Annotated in this window: 11 protein-coding genes; all 11 read left to right on the top strand. The window is 59.5% G+C overall.

Translation table 11 applies throughout. The features are described from left to right. Positions 1-62: 62 nt before the first annotated feature. The 11 genes from DA915_RS19925 to DA915_RS19875 all read left to right on the top strand — a co-directional run bounded on the left by DA915_RS19925 (position 63) and on the right by DA915_RS19875 (position 14,952). Positions 63-1,076, top strand: a complete 1,014-nt coding sequence (locus tag DA915_RS19925) for a Gfo/Idh/MocA family protein (RefSeq protein WP_107677042.1) — start codon at positions 63-65, stop codon at positions 1,074-1,076. After that, the gene (locus DA915_RS19920) at positions 1,073-2,686 is read left to right on the top strand and encodes an acyl CoA:acetate/3-ketoacid CoA transferase (protein ID WP_107677041.1); all 1,614 of its coding nucleotides are present in this window, start codon (positions 1,073-1,075) and stop codon (positions 2,684-2,686) included. The genes DA915_RS19925 and DA915_RS19920 overlap by 4 nt, the downstream gene beginning before the upstream one ends. Further along, the gene (locus tag DA915_RS19915) at positions 2,679-3,458 is read left to right on the top strand and encodes an enoyl-CoA hydratase/isomerase family protein (RefSeq protein ID WP_107677040.1); all 780 of its coding nucleotides are present in this window, start codon (positions 2,679-2,681) and stop codon (positions 3,456-3,458) included. The genes DA915_RS19920 and DA915_RS19915 overlap by 8 nt, the downstream gene beginning before the upstream one ends. Further along, a complete protein-coding gene (locus DA915_RS19910) occupies positions 3,458-4,984 on the top strand; it encodes an aldehyde dehydrogenase family protein (RefSeq protein WP_192886614.1) in 1,527 nt (508 codons plus the stop codon). The genes DA915_RS19915 and DA915_RS19910 overlap by 1 nt, the downstream gene beginning before the upstream one ends. A gap of 139 nt (positions 4,985-5,123) precedes the next feature. Further along, positions 5,124-6,365 (top strand): ABC transporter substrate-binding protein, encoded by a 1,242-nt coding sequence (locus DA915_RS19905; protein WP_020813028.1) that lies wholly within the window; start codon positions 5,124-5,126, stop codon positions 6,363-6,365. A gap of 267 nt (positions 6,366-6,632) precedes the next feature. Continuing rightward, positions 6,633-7,511 (top strand): carbohydrate ABC transporter permease, encoded by an 879-nt coding sequence (locus tag DA915_RS19900; RefSeq protein WP_003504335.1) that lies wholly within the window; start codon positions 6,633-6,635, stop codon positions 7,509-7,511. After that, on the top strand, positions 7,511-8,395 hold the full coding sequence (locus DA915_RS19895; RefSeq protein WP_003504336.1) for a carbohydrate ABC transporter permease: 885 nt from the start codon (positions 7,511-7,513) through the stop codon (positions 8,393-8,395). The genes DA915_RS19900 and DA915_RS19895 overlap by 1 nt, the downstream gene beginning before the upstream one ends. A 3-nt stretch (positions 8,396-8,398) precedes the next feature. Further along, complete coding sequence (locus tag DA915_RS19890; RefSeq protein ID WP_107677038.1) at positions 8,399-9,514, top strand: ABC transporter ATP-binding protein; 1,116 nt, start codon at positions 8,399-8,401, stop codon at positions 9,512-9,514. 16 nt (positions 9,515-9,530) lie between these two features. After that, positions 9,531-11,036 carry a GMC oxidoreductase gene (locus DA915_RS19885; protein WP_107677037.1) on the top strand — a complete coding sequence of 502 codons (1,506 nt, stop codon included), beginning with the start codon at positions 9,531-9,533 and terminating at the stop codon, positions 11,034-11,036. A gap of 86 nt (positions 11,037-11,122) precedes the next feature. Continuing rightward, a complete protein-coding gene (locus tag DA915_RS19880) occupies positions 11,123-12,778 on the top strand; it encodes a GMC family oxidoreductase (protein ID WP_107677036.1) in 1,656 nt (551 codons plus the stop codon). Positions 12,779-12,852: 74 nt separating this feature from the next. Continuing rightward, a complete protein-coding gene (locus tag DA915_RS19875) occupies positions 12,853-14,952 on the top strand; it encodes an FAD-binding protein (protein WP_107677035.1) in 2,100 nt (699 codons plus the stop codon). Positions 14,953-15,036: the final 84 nt, after the last annotated feature.

Raw genomic sequence — 15,036 nt, 5'->3', positions numbered from 1 at the left:
GTTCGGCTCGTTGTGCGGGAGAGTTGCGGAGCGCAACGAAATGAAGTCGGGAGGACATTGGCATGACGGTGCGTTGGGGATTGATCGGCGCAAGTACGATCGCGCGCGAATGGGTGATCGACGCGATCAGAAAAACCGGCGGTGAGGTTGTTTCCGTTTTGAGTTCCAACCCTGTTCGCGGGGCGGAATATGCGGCGGCAAACGGCATCCCGAACGTCGCGTCCGATCTGGCCTCGCTTCTTGCCGATCCGGCCATCGATGCGGTTTATATTTCAACGACGAATGATCTGCATTGCGAGCAGGCCCTTGCTGCTGCCCGAGCGGGAAAACACATTCTTTGCGAAAAGCCTCTCGCCCTGTCGCTCGAAGAGGCTCACGCGATGACAAACGCGGCCCGCGAGGCAAACGTCGTTCTGGCGACAAATCATCATCTCCGGAATGCGCCCACTCACCGTGCGATGCGCGATGCAATCGCCGCCGGCAGGATCGGAACGCCGCTGAGTGCGCGCGTCTTTCATGCGGTTTACCTGCCGCCGCATCTGCAGGGCTGGCGGCTGGACAAACCGTCTGCGGGCGGCGGTGTCATCCTCGACATTACCGTGCACGATGTCGACACGCTTCGCTTCGTGCTCGGTGCCGATCCGGTCGAGGTCATCGCGTTTTCTCAGGCCGGCGGCATGAGCCGGGAGGGACTTGAAGACGCTGTCATGGGTGTCATCCGTTTTGAAAACGGTGTTATCGCGCAGTTCCACGATGGCTTCACGACCAGATATGCCGAGACCGGTTTCGAGGTTCATGGCACCGAAGGCTCCCTGATCGCCAGAAATGTGATGACCCAGAAGTCGGTCGGTACTGTCGTGCTGCGTACCGAGGCTGGCGAGGAAGACATCAAAACGGGTTCCGACAATCTCTATGAGGTGGCGCTCGAAGCGTTTCACTCGGCCATCACGGGCGGCAAACCTGCCGCGACTGCTGAAGACGGCATCTGGTCGCTGGCGACCGGGCTTGCCGTCGTCGAAGCTTCAAAAAGCGGAACCGCTGTTCGGGTCAAAACAGGAATCGAGAGCCGGTCATGAAAAAACACATCACTCCAGCGCAGGCAGCGGATCTCATTCCAGACGATGCTATTGTCTCCGTCTCGTCGTCCAGCGGTCTGGGCTGCCCCGATCTGATGTTGAAGGCGATCGGTGACCGCTTCGATGCAACCGGACATCCGAAGAACATCACGACGCTTCATCCGATTGCCGCCGGTGATATGAGCGGTATCAAGGGCGTCGATCACATTGCTAAGAAGGGCCTGCTGAAGCGGATCATCGGCGGTTCATATCCGTCCGGTCCATCCAGCGCCGAGCCGCCGCTGATCTGGCAGATGATCACCGCCGATGAAATTCCGGCCTATAATATCCCATCCGGCATCATGTTCGACATGCATCGCGAAGCGGCCGCAAAGCGTCCGGGCGTCCTCACCAAAATCGGCCTTGATACCTTTGTCGATCCGGCCCGACAGGGCTGTGCGATGAATGCCTCGGCAGCGTCCGAGCCGGTCGTCAAGCGCGTCACTTTCGAGGGTGAGGACTGGCTTTATTTTCCCTCGATCATTCCGCAGGTGACGATCATTCGCGCGACGACTGCCGATGAGCGCGGCAATCTCTCCTACGAACATGAGGGCGCTTATCTCGGAGGTCTAGATCAGGCGCTGGCCGCCCGAAACAATGGCGGCATCATCATTGCGCAGGTAAAGCGCATCACCAAGCAAGGCTCGCTCAAACCGCACGATGTGCGGGTGCCCGGCATGCTGGTGGATTACGTCGTGGTCGATCCCGATCAAAAGCAGACGACACAGACGGCCTATGATCCGGCGATTTCGGGAGAGGTCTTCCATCCGCTCGATTCATTCGAGGTGCCGGAATTCAATATCCAGAAAGTGATTGCCCGTCGCGTGGCTCAGGAGCTTGAGGCTGGCAGCTGCGTCAATCTCGGTTTCGGCATTTCCGCGAATGTGCCGAGAATTCTGCTGGAAGAAGGTCTGCATGGCTCGGTGACCTGGGTAATCGAGCAGGGGGCGGTCGGCGGCGTTCCCCTGCTGGATTTCGCATTCGGCTGCGCCTCGAACGCCGACGCCTATATGCCGTCGCCCTATCAGTTCACCTATTTTCAGGGCGCGGGCTTTGATGCATCGTTGTTGTCATTTCTCGAAATAGGCAAAGACGGTTCCGTCAACGTCTCGAAGCTTTCCTTCCGTCCACATGTGACCGCCGGGGCCGGAGGTTTTGTCGACATCACGGCGCGGGCGAGGAAGATCGTCTTTTCCGGCATGTTCAATGCGGGGGCAAAGCTGTCGGTCAATGACGGCAAGCTGGTTGTCGAAAAAGAAGGAAAGCTGAAGAAGCTCGTCAATGAGGTCGAGCATGTGACCTTCTCGGGCCGCAGGGCGATCGAGCAGGGCCAGGACATCACCTATGTCACCGAGCGTTGTGTCATGAAGCTGACGCCGGAAGGCGTCGTGTTGACCGAGATCGCGCCGGGCATCGATTTGCAGACGCAAATCCTGGATCAGTCCGAGTTCGAACTCATTGTTGCCGATGATCTCAAGGTGATGGACCGCTCGCTTTTTGCCAAGGCCAATATCGGCCTTGTGCTTCCGACAAAAAGCGCCCGCGTGCTGGAGGGAACCTTCCATGGCTAATGGCACGGTTCGCGTCGAGATCGACGGCCACATCGCGATCATGACGGTATCGCGGCCGGAAAAACGCAATGCTCTCGATCTTGATATGCTCGGCGCGCTGATGGCGTCCGCCGATGAGGTGGAGGCAAACAATGCGGTCCGTGTGGCGATTTTGACAGGCGAAGGGCAGGGCTTTTCGGCCGGCGGCGACATCAAGGCATGGGGCGGCATGCAGCCCCAGGAATTTGGCCACGGCTGGGTTCGTCACGGCCACCGGGTTTTCGAACGTCTTGCGACCTTGCGGGTGCCGTTGATTGCCGCGCTGAACGGCCATGCGCTTGGTGGCGGCCTTGAACTGGCGGGTATCGCCGACATTCGCATTGCCGAAGAGCAGATCAAGATCGGTCTGCCGGAAACCAGCCTCGGAATGGTGCCCGGCTGGTCGGGCACGCAGCGGCTGGTCAAGCGGTTCGGGGCCCAGCCCGTGCGCCGGATGGCGCTTGGGGGAGAGGTGTTCAGCGCGCAGGAGGCGCTGGCGCTTGGGATTGTGGATGCCGTCACCACAACTGGCAACGCTCTGATCGCTGCGAAGGACTATGCGGCGCGTGTTGCCGCGCGTGGCCCGGCCGCGTCTGAGATCGTCAAACTGATGATCGCCTCGGCAAGCGGTGAAGACAACGGCACGGCGGTTGAAGCATTGGGTTCCATCCTGGCTGCCAAGACCGGCGACCTGAAAGAAGGCGTGGCGGCATTTAGCGCAAAGCGCCCGGCAATATTCAACGGAGAATGGTGATGACGGTTCTGATCAATCCGAAAATGCTGAGTGACCGGACGGCCAGAGATTTCAAGATGTTCATCGACGGCCACTGGGTCGAAGGCAATGTCGATCCGATCGAGCGGATAGCACCCGGCCATGGCTCCGTCGTCAGTCGTTTTCAATCAGGAACGAAGGCCGATGCGGAACGGGCGATAGCGGCGGCACGCGCGGCTTTCGATACCGGACCATGGCCTCGCATGACAGCTTCCGAACGCTCGGCTATTCTGTTGAAGGCTGCGGACCTCATCGCCGCGCGATCCGAAGAACTTGCCTATCTGGACGCCGTCGAGGCCGGAAAGCCGATTACGCAGGTGCGCGGTGAAATCGCCGGTTCCGTCGATATCTGGCGTTATGCCGCCGCACTCGCCAGAGATCTGCATGGCGAAAGCTACAATACGCTCGGCGACGGCACACTCGGCGTTGTCCTGCGCGAAGCGATCGGCGTCGTTTCGATCATCACGCCGTGGAATTTCCCTTTCCTGATCGTCGGTCAGAAGCTGCCTTTCGCGCTGGCGGCCGGCTGCACCACGGTTGTCAAGCCCTCGGAACTCAGCTCCGGCTCGACCCTCGTTCTCGGCGAAATCCTGCAGGAAGCGGGTGTGCCCAAGGGTGTCGTCAACATCGTGACGGGAACCGGTGCCGAGGTCGGTTCGATCATGACCTCGCATCCGTCGGTTGATATGGTCTCGTTCACCGGCTCCACGGGCGTCGGCAGGCTGACCATGGTCAATGCCGCGCAGACCCTGAAGAAGGTCTCGCTGGAACTGGGCGGCAAGAACCCGCAGATCGTATTTCCGGACGCCGATCTCGATGCATTCATCGACGCGGCTGTCTTCGGGGCCTATTTTAATGCCGGCGAGTGCTGCAATGCCGGGTCGCGCCTCATTCTTCACAAAAGCATCGCGGCGGACGTGGTCAAACGCGTCGGCGAACTTGCCAGAAATGTCAAGGTGGGCGATCCTCTGGATCCGACGACACAGGTCGGCGCGATCATTACGCCTCAGCATCTTGAAAAAATCTCCGGTTACGTTTCAGATGCGAAAAACAGCGGCGCACAGATCGCTCATGGGGGAGAAAAGCTGGACTTGGGAATGGGGCAGTTCATGTCGCCTACCATTCTTTCCGACGTCACGCCTGGAATGGCCGTTGCGCGTGAAGAAGTTTTCGGACCGGTCCTTTCGGTTCTGACCTTTGAGACAACCGCAGAAGCCATCGAGATTGCCAACTCTGTCGATTACGGCCTGTCCGCAGGCGTCTGGAGCCGCGATTTCGATACGTGCCTGACGATCGGACGCCGCGTGCGGGCCGGTACGGTGTGGATGAACACTTTCATGGATGGCGCGAGCGAGTTGCCGTTCGGAGGTTACAAGCAGTCCGGTCTCGGCCGGGAACTCGGCCGCCATGCGGTCGAGGACTATACGGAAACAAAGACCCTGAACATGCATATCGGCGGCCGAACCAGCTGGTGGATGCCGCGGACTGAAAACCGGCGTAGATCATAGAATTAGAGCGGGATTTCAGGCGAAAACCGCACACACTTTTCGCCATCCCGCTCTAGCCGGTTAGACTGACTGCGTCCGAGGAGGACGGGTGACGGGGCGGGGTATTCCTCGCTTTAATTTGCGACAATGGGAGGAACATATGCGCAAATTTCTGACAGGCACTGCATTGGCAGTGTCCATGATGGCCGGCGCCGCACAGGCGGCGGAGAGTGTTGAAGTCCTGCATTGGTGGACGTCCGGCGGCGAGGCTGCCGCGCTCGACGTCCTCAAGAAGGACCTAGAGGCGAAGAATATTTCCTGGACCGATATGCCTGTCGCTGGTGGCGGCGGCACGGAAGCGATGACGGTGCTGCGCGCCCGCGTTACCGCCGGCAACGCGCCCACCGCCGTCCAGATGCTCGGTTTCGACATTCAGGACTGGGCGAAAGAAGGCGCTCTCGGCAATCTCGATGAACTGGCGGCCAAGGATGGCTGGGACAAGGTCATTCCGAAAGCCCTGCAGCGCTTCTCGAAATATGACGGCCACTGGATTGCCGCACCCGTGAATGTGCATTCGACCAACTGGATGTGGATCAACAAGGCGGCGCTCGACAAGGCCGGCGGCAAGGAGCCCAAGAACTGGGACGAACTGATCGCCATGCTCGACAACTTCAAGGCGCAGGGCATCACGCCTATCGCCGCCGGTGGACAGCCATGGCAGGACGCAACGATCTTCGACGCGGTCGTGCTGTCGCTCGGCACGGATTTCTACAAGCAGGCGTTCATCGACCTCGACCCGGCAGCACTTGGCGGCGAGAAGATGAAGACCGCTTTCGAGCGCATGACGAAGCTTCGCTCCTACGTGGATGACAACTTCTCCGGTCGCGACTGGAACCTTGCTTCCGCCATGGTCATCGAAGGCAAGGCCGGCGTTCAGTTCATGGGCGACTGGGCGAAGGGTGAATTCGTCAAGGCGAAGAAGGTGCCGGGCACGGACTTTGTCTGCGTCCGTTATCCTGAAACGCAGGGTGCGGTGACCTTCAACTCCGACCAGTTCGCCATGTTCAAGGTCGCTGCCGACAAGGTGCCGGCGCAGATGGAAATGGCGGCGGCAATCGAAAGCCCGACCTTCCAGTCGGCATTCAATGTCGTCAAGGGTTCGGCTCCGGCCCGGTCCGACGTGTCGAACGAGGCCTTTGACGCCTGCGGCAAGAAGGCGATTGCCGACCTTGCCGAGGCTGACAAGAGCGGCAAGCTCTTCGGCTCGATGGCCCACGGTCACGCCAACCCGGCCGCCGTCAAGAACGCGATCTATGACGTCGTTACCCGTGAATTCAACGGCGAACTGACGCCGGATGAAGCAATCGTCGAACTGCCGGCTGCCGTCGCAGCCGCAAAGTAAACGTGGAAAAATGCGGTGGGGGCATCCCCCCACCGCACCAATGCTCGCATGAAATCGCAGTCGAACCGGTCCGGGCGCCTTGCAGGCAGCCTGTCGTCTTCGGCTACCTAGAGCGTTTCGCTTTTCTTCGAATTGCGAAAACACTCTAACTCTTTGTTTTGTCGCATTTCCGAACGGAAAACCGGGGTCCACTTTTCCTGGAAATGCTCTCACTGACGGAAACGGCAAGCATCTGGCGCTGTTTCAAGGATCAAGGATATCTGCGCGATGACTGGTCGTAGTCGACTTCAGGAGCTGTTACCGAAGCTTGTTCTGGCTCCAAGCTTCGTCGTCATTATCATTTTCGTATACGGCTTCATCGCCTATACGGGCTTCCTGTCGTTGACGGACAGTAAGATGCTGCCCTCCTACAATTTCGTCGGGCTTCTGAATTACCAGCGGCTCTGGGCGCTTCCACACTGGTGGCGGGCGATCAGCAACCTCGCGATCTTCGCGTCGCTTTACATCATCATCTGCTCGGTTCTCGGCCTGTTTCTGGCGATCCTACTCGACCAGAAAATCCGTGGCGAAGGTTTCCTGCGGCCGATCTATCTTTATCCCATGGCGCTGTCTTTCATCGTCACGGGCACGGCGTGGAAATGGTTTCTCGACCCCGGCATCGGTCTGCAGAACACCATGCATCTGTGGGGATGGGAAAGCTTCCAGTTTGCGTGGATCAAGGACCGCAACTACGCCATCTACTGCGTGGTGATCGCAGCGGTCTGGCAGTCCTCGGGCTTTGTCATGGCGATGTTTCTGGCCGGCCTTCGCGGTGTCGACAATGAAATCATCAAGGCGGCCCAGATCGACGGCGCGTCGACCGTCATGACCTACCGCCGCATCATTATTCCCCTGATGCGCCCGGTCTTCCTGTCCGCATTCGTCGTTCTCGCTCACCTCGCAATCAAAGCCTATGACCTTGTGGTCGCGTTGACCGGCGGCGGGCCGGGGCAGGCGACCGAGCTGCCGGCGACATTCATGTATTCCTACACATTCACGCGCAATTCCATGGGCATTGGCGCCTCCTCGGCGATCATCATGCTCATCATGATCTTCTCGATCATCGTGCCCTATCTCTATTCGGAAATTCGCGGAGGAAAACGCTGATGAGCGGCGCTCCAAACCAACAAAATGCAATCAGCCATGGCCATCTGACGCGCGGACTGATTTATCTGGCGCTTATATTCTTCGCCATCTACTACATGCTGCCGCTCTACGTAATGGTGGTCAATTCGCTGAAACCACTGGACGAAATCCGGCAGGGCGGCATGTTGAACCTGCCGCAGGTGTGGACCGTCGAGCCGTGGCTCTCCGCCTGGTCCACGGCGCAGATCGGCGTTCAGCCGACAGGTCTCAAGCCGTTCTTCATCAATTCGATCCTGATGGTCGTTCCGGCTGTAGCGATCTCCACCATCGTTGGCGCACTGAACGGTTACGTTCTGACCAAGTGGAGCTTTCGCGGTTCGAACGTCTTCTTCGGTCTGCTGCTGCTTTCATGCTTCATCCCGTTCCAGATCGTACTGATCCCCATGGCGCGCATCCTCGGCACGCTGGGTCTGGCCGGTTCGATCTGGGGCCTGATCATGGTGCACGTGATCTATGGCCTCGGCTTCACCACGCTTTATTTCCGCAACTACTATGAAGCCTTCCCGACGGAACTCGTTCGGGCGGCCCAGATCGACGGCGCGAGTTTCTTCCAGATTTTCCGCCGCATCCTGCTGCCGTCATCGGGACCGATCATCGTGGTCTCGGTCATCTGGCAGTTCACCAATATCTGGAACGACTTCCTGTTCGGCGCCTCGTTTTCGGGTGCGTCTTCGACCCCGATGACGGTGGCGCTCAACAATCTCGTGTCCTCGTCCACGGGGGTCAAGGAATACAACGTCCATTTCGCGGGCGCGATCCTGGCCGCCCTCCCAACCCTCATCGTTTACATCGTCTCCGGTCGCTATTTCGTACGGGGTCTCATGTCCGGCGCTGTGAAAGGATAAACCATGTCGTTTCTCGAAATCTCTCATCTGCGCAAGTCCTATGGCGCGCTGGAAATTCTAAAGGACATCAATATCGAAATCGAGGAGGGCGGTTTTCTGGTGCTTGTCGGGCCTTCCGGCTGCGGCAAATCCACCCTGCTCAACACGATTGCCGGTCTGGAACCCATCACATCAGGCACGATCTCGATCAACGGGCGCAACGTAGCCGGCCTGCCGCCGTCGCAGCGCGATATCGCGATGGTTTTCCAGTCCTACGCACTTTACCCCAACATGACCGTCGCCGGGAACATCGCCTTTGGTATGGAGATCCGCAAGGTTCCGAAGGAAGAGCGCGAAAAAGCGATCAGGCAGGTCGCCGATATTCTCCAGATCGGCCATCTCCTCGACCGTAAGCCGAGCCAATTGTCGGGCGGTCAACGGCAGCGCGTCGCCATGGGGCGTGCACTGGTGCGCAATCCGCAGGTCTTTCTTTTCGACGAGCCGCTGTCAAACCTCGACGCCAAGCTGCGCGTCGATATGCGCACCGAGATCAAGCGGCTTCACCAGCGCATGAAGACCACGATCGTTTATGTGACCCACGACCAGATCGAGGCGATGACGCTGGCAACGAAGATCGCGGTGCTGAAGGACGGCATTCTGCAGCAATTCGGATCGCCCGCCGAGATTTACAATAATCCGGCAAACATGTTCGTCGCCGATTTCATGGGCTCGCCCGCCATGAACCTTCTGACGGGCACCATCGAGCAGGACGCGTCCGGTCTTTCCGTTTCTCTTGCCAGACCCGATGGGGAGCCGATGCGTCTTCCCGTCGCGGCGGGCAAGGAGGCGCTGGCGTCTCATACCGGCCGGCAGGTCATTTTCGGCATTCGACCCGAGGCTTTGACAGACCCGGAAGGGGCGGACCGGAACGCCAGAACGCTTGCCGAGGGAGAATGCCACATCGAGGTCGTGGAACCGGCCGGATCGGACACATTCGCCGTCACCAAGCTCGGCGGCAAGGAGGTCGTTGCCCGCCTGCGCGCCGATGCCCGCATTCACGCCGGCCAGAACGCCCGTCTTGCCTTCAACCTCGACAAGGCCGTGTTCTTCGATCCGACGAGCCAGGCGCGTATCGCCTGAAGTATTTGGTAGCAGCATGATGAACAGTCCAGACATTGTCATTATCGGCTCCGGTATCGGCGGCGCGACGATTGCCGCCGGGCTTGCGGCGACAGGTGCCCACATCCTGATCCTTGAAGCCGGCGATTACATCGCCGACAGCCCGGTCAATCGCGACCAGCGCGCCATCTTTCAAAAGGGCCATTTTCGCCCCAAGGAGAGCTGGTACGAGGCCAATGGCGCTGCGTTCAACCCCGGCAATTATTACAATGTCGGCGGAAATTCGAAATTCTACGGCGCGGTGCTGTCCCGTTATCGCAAGGAAGACTTCAGCGAGATCAGGCATAGGGAAGGCGTTTCGCCCGCCTGGCCGTTCGCTTACGAGGAGCTGGAACCCTGGTACAGCAAGGCGGAGGCAATGTATCAGGTTCGCGGCGAGCTGGGCGCGGACCCGACCGAACCCGAACATTCCGCCGCATATTCATTTTCCCCCGTTGCGGACGAGCCGCCGGTGGCGGATGTGCGGGCACGCCTGAAGGCGAAGGGTTTGCATCCGTTCTCCCTGCCCTTGGCCATCGATATCGAGAAATGGCTCTCAAAAGGCCAGACGCCGTGGGATGCCCATCCGAATTCTCGCGATGGCAAGATGGATGCGGAGACCGCGGCACTTCTCAAAGCCCTTGAATACCCGAACGTCAAAATCGAAACATCCGCGAGAGTAACCAGACTTGAGGCCGGCGCGAGCGGCCGCATTGAGCGCGTCCATTATGAACAGCACGGCGAGGCCCGCTCGGTTACGGCAAAACTGGTGATCCTGTCTGCGGGAGCCGTGCAGTCGGCCGTGCTGCTGCTCCGCTCGGCGGATGAACGATATCCGAAGGGTCTTGCGAATTCCTCCGATCAGGTCGGGCGAAACTTCATGAACCACAATTCGTCGGCTGTAGTTGCCGTGTCGCCAAGCTTCCGCAACACGGCCGTCTATCAAAAGACATTCGGCTTCAATGATTTCTATCTGTCTGACGGTGAGGGCGGGCCGCCTCTTGGCAACGTCCAACTGCTCGGCAAGATTTCTCCGGCGATCTTGAAGGGGGCAATGCCCCGCGTGCCGGAATGGTTGCTCCGGCAACTGACCGGACACGCGATCGATTTCTACGCGATGAGCGAAGATATCCCTCATCCGGACAGCCGGATAATGGTTGACGGAAACCGCATCGTCCTTCACTGGCGGCGAACCAACTGGGACGCTCATCTGGCGCTGGTTGCGAAACTCAAAGGCATCCTCAAATCGGTCGGTTTCCCGATCGTCTTGTCGAAACCTTTCGATAAACGCACGCCGTCGCATCAGTGCGGCACGATCCGCATGGGCAACGACCCGGCGGCTGCACCGCTCGACCCCTTCTGCCGTTCCCATTACCACCGCAATCTTTTCGTTGTCGATGCCAGCTTTCTGCCGACGTCGGCAGCCGTCAATCCGGCGCTCACCATTGCGAGCCAGGCGCTGAGGGTTGCCCATCATATCTCGACGGAGGACCTCGCCCCATGAGGCTGACGACCCCGCATTTCATGACCGCGATGTCGCTTTATGCCGATGGCGGTCACCAGATTACTCAAGTGTAACAGGATAGTTCGATGCGTTTCGACTATATTATCACCGGTGCCGGCCCCGCAGGATGTGTGCTTGCCAACCGTTTGAGCGAAGATCCCGATGTCAACGTCCTGCTGCTCGAAGCCGGTGGGGGAGACTGGAACCCGCTTTTCCATATGCCGGCCGGTTTTGCCAAAATGACGAAAGGTGTGGCGAGCTGGGGCTGGGAGACCGTGCCGCAAAAGCACATGAAGGGCAGGGTGTTGCGGTACACCCAGGCCAAGGTGCTGGGCGGTGGCTCATCGATCAATGCCCAGCTTTATACGCGCGGCAATGCGGCCGATTACGATACATGGGTCTCTGAGGATGGCTGCTATGGCTGGAGCTATCGCGACATCCTGCCCTACTACAAACGCGCTGAAGACAATCAGCGTTTTGCCGATGATTATCATTCCTATGGCGGGCCGCTTGGGGTCTCCATGCCGGTTTCGGCCCTGCCTATCTGCGATGCCTATATCAGGGCCGGACAGGAACTCGGCATACCCTATAATCACGATTTCAACGGCAGGCAGCAGGCTGGCGTCGGCTTTTATCAGCTCACCCAGCGCAACCGCCGCCGGTCTTCGGCATCTCTCGCCTATCTCAATCCGATCCGCCATCGCAAGAACCTGACGATCAAACTCGGTGCACGCGTCTCCCGCATCGTTCTGGAAGGACAACGCGCCATCGGCGTTGAGGTGGTCGGAAAATCCGGTTCGGAAATCATCCGCGCCGAACGGGAAGTCCTCGTCTCTTCCGGAGCCATCGGTTCGCCCAAGCTTCTGCTGCAATCGGGTATCGGCCCGGCGGATCATCTGAAATCCGTGGGCGTGAAGGTGCTGCATGACCTGCCCGGCGTCGGTTCGAACCTTCAGGATCATCTCGATCTTTTCGTGATTGCCGAGTGCACCGGCGACCATACCTATGACGGCGTCGCCAAGCTTCACCGGACGATATGGGCGGGGCTTGAGTATATTCTGTTTCGCACCGGCCCGGTCGCCTCCTCGCTGTTTGAAACGGGCGGTTTCTGGTATGCGGACCCGGATGCGCGCTCGCCGGACATCCAGTTCCATCTGGGATTGGGGTCGGGTATCGAGGCGGGCGTGGAGCGGCTGAAAAACGCCGGGGTCACGCTGAATTCCGCCTATCTTCATCCCAGATCGCGCGGAACCGTGCGGCTGTCATCCTCCGATCCGGCTGCCGCGCCGTTGATCGATCCCAATTACTGGTCCGATCCGCATGACCGGAAGATGTCGCTGGAAGGTCTCAAGATCGCCCGCGAGATATTCCAGCAGGCGGCATTGAAGCCATACATCATGGCGGAACGTCTTCCCGGCCCCAAGGTTATGACGGATGATGAGCTTTTCGACTACGGCTGCGCGAACGCCAAGACCGATCACCATCCTGTCGGCACCTGCAAGATGGGCAACGGGCCGGAATCCGTCGTCGGCCTTGATCTCAAGGTACACGGTCTTGAAGGGCTGCGCGTCTGCGATTCCTCCGTCATGCCGCGTGTCCCCTCGTGCAACACCAATGCGCCGACGATCATGGTCGGAGAGAAAGGTGCGGACCTGATAAGAGGACTTGGGCCCCTTGCGCCTGCGATTTTCTCGCACGAACGCAATGAAACGCGTCCAAGGGCGCGAGCGCAGGTTCGGTAGTCATTCCGCGATCAGGCGGTCCTGATGCGAACCTAAGACAAAGCCTGAAAGGCAACACGAGGAGTAAAACGCTCATGGACGCGACCGTCCCGCAGCATATTCTTGACGCGCTCACGGATGTGAACATGCCGCGTTTGCCGAATGCGCCCGGCCCCAGGGAAATGATCGTGCTCGGCGGCATCGATGTTCCGGTTCATCGGGCTGGCTGTGTCGTTGTCGGCTCCGGTGCTGCCGGGCTGCGGGCCGCGGTGGAAATGAAGCGGCGCGGCGATGACGTCGTCATCCTCAGCCAGAGCGCGTGGGGCGGGACATCCGCCTGTTCCGGATCGGACAAACAAACGCTCCACACCGCGAACACGGCTGATCAGGGCGACAACTTCAAGGCGATGGCGCGCGCTATCCGCAGCGGTGGCGCCATGGACGAGGATACCGCCTATGTCGAGGCGGTCGGCTCCGTGCGCATGATGGCCTCGCTGCAATTCCTTGGGCTGCCCTTGCCGCAGGACCCGCTGGGCGGGACGCTGAGATATCAGACCGACCACGACGAAGTCGGCCGCGCGACCAGTTGCGGTCCGAGGACATCGCGGTTGATGGTCAAGGTGCTTGCGGATGAAGCGATCCGTCTGAATATCCCGTTTCACAATCATACCACCGTCGTCAAAATATTGACCGAAGGTTTGAGGCACGAAAGACGGGTCGTCGGCGTTCTCGCCATGCAGCCTCATGAGCGCAGCGATACCAATCCGTTCGGGATCGCTCTCTTCGTTTGTCCGGTGATAGTTCTTGCAGCCGGAGGACCGGGCGAACTTTATCGCGACAGCGTCTATCCCAATGGCTGCTTCGGCTCTCTGGGGCTGGCGCTGGAGGCAGGGATAGACCTCGTAAACCTCACGGAAAGTCAGTTCGGCATCGGCACGCGGCGGGAGGGGTTCCCCTGGAATCTGTCGGGAACCTATGTGCAGGCCATTCCTCACATTTATTCGCTGGATGCCGAGGGCAAAGAGCACCATTTTCTGGCGGACTACTATCGCAATACGCAGGAAATGGCCTCCAACATTTTCCGAAAGGGCTATCAATGGCCCTTCCATTCGACCCGTATGCTCGATTTCGGTTCAAGTCTGGTCGACCTTGCGATCTTCCGCGAGTCGGCGGCCGGGCGGCGGGTCTTTATGGACTTCAATCGCAATCCGCTGGCGGTGCCCGGCGATCTTCCGTTCAGCCTTGACCGTCTCGACGCAGACGTCAGCAGCTACATCGAAAACGCCGGCGCGATGAAGGAACGGCCGATCGACCGGTTGAAGCATATGAACCCGCTCGCGATCGAACTCTACCGGCGCTACAAGATCGACATCGCCAGCGAGCCGCTGGAATTTGCGGTGAACAACCAGCACATGAACGGCGGCATCATGGTCGATACCTGGGGGCGGACCAACCTGACGGGCTGCTATTCTGTCGGCGAGGCCGCAGGTACGCATGGTGTGACACGTCCGGGCGGAGCGGCGCTGAATGCCGGGCAGGTGTTCGGTACACGCGCGGCCGAACACGTCGGCGCAAGTCATCGCGCGAAATCCCCGTCATCGGCAAATATTGAGGCGGCTGCGTTAGCGGGGCTCAATGATCTTCTCGCCATTCTGAAGGAGGATAGTCGCCTGTCCGCCAAGGACATCCGCACCGAAATCCAGTCCCGCATGAGCGATAAGGCGGGGATGATATGCGATGCCGAAAGCGTTTCGCAGGCGCTTGCCGGGGCGCGTTCGCTCAATGCGACGATCCGCTCGAACGGGATTGCTTACGGACGGGTTGCCGAGGCGGTTCGCGCCGTTCAGTGGCAACAGATGGCGATTGCGTCCGAGGCCGTGCTCACGGCGTTGGATTACTTCATTCGCGATGGCGGCGGCAGCCGAGGCGCCCGCGCGATCTGCGATGCTGACGGTGAACTGGTTCCGAACGTCACCGCGGGACCCTTGCATGAATTCCGCTTTCGCAGGGAGAAAGACGACCATCGAAGCGAGCAGATCGTCGTCAGGCTCGAAGGTAAGGATATGGCGACATCGACGCGTCCCAACCGCGTCTTCGATGAAAGCCAGAAATCCTTCTTTGAACGGGACTGGCCCGCCTGGCTCACCGGACGCATCTATGATCTCGGCGAAAGAGAAGGATGCGCCGAAGACTGAATTCGTTTTGAATTATGTCCGGGCGGGACCCATTCACGCCTTCGATACGGCCGATCAGCACTCTGTCCTCGCGCTCGCAAACCA

Origin of the sequence: Agrobacterium sp. LAD9 (assembly GCF_003031125.1) — a bacterium.
GTDB classification, from domain to species: Bacteria; Pseudomonadota; Alphaproteobacteria; order Rhizobiales; family Rhizobiaceae; genus Agrobacterium; species Agrobacterium radiobacter.
The sequence above is the reverse complement of the archived record's forward strand: the minus strand, read 5'-3'. Positions and strand labels throughout refer to the sequence as shown.

Excerpts from the sequence above, each read along its gene's own strand:
- DA915_RS19880 (WP_107677036.1), top strand. The coding sequence starts at position 11,123 with ATGCGTTTCGACTATATTATCACCGGTGCCGGCCCCGCAGGATGTGTG.
- DA915_RS19895 (WP_003504336.1), top strand. The coding sequence starts at position 7,511 with ATGAGCGGCGCTCCAAACCAACAAAATGCAATCAGCCATGGCCATCTG.
- DA915_RS19925 (WP_107677042.1), top strand. The coding sequence starts at position 63 with ATGACGGTGCGTTGGGGATTGATCGGCGCAAGTACGATCGCGCGCGAA.
- DA915_RS19910 (WP_192886614.1), top strand. The coding sequence starts at position 3,458 with ATGACGGTTCTGATCAATCCGAAAATGCTGAGTGACCGGACGGCCAGA.
- DA915_RS19915 (WP_107677040.1), top strand. The coding sequence starts at position 2,679 with ATGGCTAATGGCACGGTTCGCGTCGAGATCGACGGCCACATCGCGATC.
- DA915_RS19890 (WP_107677038.1), top strand. The coding sequence starts at position 8,399 with ATGTCGTTTCTCGAAATCTCTCATCTGCGCAAGTCCTATGGCGCGCTG.
- DA915_RS19900 (WP_003504335.1), top strand. The coding sequence starts at position 6,633 with ATGACTGGTCGTAGTCGACTTCAGGAGCTGTTACCGAAGCTTGTTCTG.
- DA915_RS19875 (WP_107677035.1), top strand. The coding sequence starts at position 12,853 with ATGGACGCGACCGTCCCGCAGCATATTCTTGACGCGCTCACGGATGTG.
- DA915_RS19885 (WP_107677037.1), top strand. The coding sequence starts at position 9,531 with ATGATGAACAGTCCAGACATTGTCATTATCGGCTCCGGTATCGGCGGC.
- DA915_RS19905 (WP_020813028.1), top strand. The coding sequence starts at position 5,124 with ATGCGCAAATTTCTGACAGGCACTGCATTGGCAGTGTCCATGATGGCC.
- DA915_RS19920 (WP_107677041.1), top strand. The coding sequence starts at position 1,073 with ATGAAAAAACACATCACTCCAGCGCAGGCAGCGGATCTCATTCCAGAC.